Source organism: Brasilonema bromeliae SPC951 (assembly GCF_012912135.1).
Classification (GTDB): domain Bacteria; phylum Cyanobacteriota; class Cyanobacteriia; order Cyanobacteriales; family Nostocaceae; genus Brasilonema; species Brasilonema bromeliae.
On the sequence record NZ_QMEB01000428.1, the window covers coordinates 1 to 1369 of the forward strand.

A 1369-nucleotide genomic window follows, 5' to 3' on the forward strand; every position below is an offset into this window, starting at 1 on the left:
GGGAGCATCCCAATTTTGCAAGAAGACGAAATAAAGGAAAAATGATTCGCGAGTTTTCATCGCGAAAAAAGGGGGGGGACTATACGGATGTGGCACATAACTGCGAAAATTATGGCAGTCAGGAAGCATGGTTAAAACAATGACGCCAGAAGATAGAAAACTTTTAGAAGCCCACATTAAAGAGATAGCCAAAATCCTTTCTAAAAACACCCCACCCGAAAAAATCGAGACATTCGAGGGCATCGAAACATCTGTACGCGACCAGGTTTTGGAACATGTTAGCCCCCAAATCACCTTTTTTTTGTCGCAGAAAAGACGGGAACAGAATCTGGGCGCATCCGAACGATAAGAAGTTGTGTTGGAAGGATAAAAATAACTCAAAAGCAAGCGTCACGTTTAGGAATTGAGCCATACCGGCGATTAAGTCCGATGCTAGAAAAATGCTGTTTGTTATTGGCAGCAAATGAGTCATTCCAGGACGCAGAGAATGACCTTAAAGTTCTTACTGGCGTAGAAGTTGGTCACAGCACTCATCATCGTCAAGTTCAGAAAGTAGACTTATCCCCACCCAATATTAAACAAAAACTGACAGAAGTCTGCCTTGATGGCGGGAAAGTACGTTTACGTTCAGAGGAAAAAGGTAAATCCGCGTACTGGAAAGAGTATAAAACAGGACGATTACAAGGAATATATTACGGGGCATTCTTTCAAGATAATTTCTCTCTCATAAATTGGGTTAATACTCAAAACCTTGCTCGAACCATTTATTGCTTGGGTGATGGACATGATGGTGTGTGGAATTTATTTGCACAAATCGCAAACGACCATACCCGACAAGAAATTCTTGATTGGTATCATTTGAAGGAAAACCTTTATAAAGTTCAGGCGACAAAGAAGTTTTTAGAGCAAATTGAAGCAGACTTATGGCAGGGATGTGTAGAAGAAGCGATGAATAAACTGAAGAAAACGAAGTATGTTGGTGTGACTAACTTTATAAGTTATCTACGTAAACATAGGCATCGCTTAGTCAATTATATGTATTTCCAAGCAGAGCAGTTAAGCTCGATTGGTTCAGGTGCAGTTGAGTCAGCAGTCAAGCAAATCGACAAGCGACTACAAATAGTTGGCGCACAGTGGAAGTATGAAAATTTACCACAAATTCTTCAACTGCGTTGTGCCTATTTAAATGGACACTTAGCTCCACAATTCTAAAACATAAAGTAAACCTGGTTAAAATGTCAATCGAACTTTATTCGCGAGTTATAATCGCGAATAATTTGGGTTTGTCTTTATGCCTCGATTAACATCGAATGATACTGAACAAGATAAATTGGCTCGTTTTGACCGTATTAAAAAAAGAAGTCAGAAG

General features: G+C 39.7%; 1 protein-coding gene. It reads left to right on the forward strand.

Annotation, left to right across the window (positions count from 1 at the left end; translation table 11 throughout):
- The first annotated feature begins 139 nt into the window (after positions 1-139).
- Positions 140-1212, forward strand: a protein-coding gene (locus DP116_RS28255) for an ISKra4 family transposase (protein WP_246275846.1) whose coding sequence is annotated in 2 segments (ribosomal slippage) — positions 140-295 and positions 298-1212 — 1071 coding nt in all. Because the reading frame shifts where the segments join, the coding sequence is not laid out codon by codon here.
- Positions 1213-1369 lie beyond the last annotated feature (157 nt).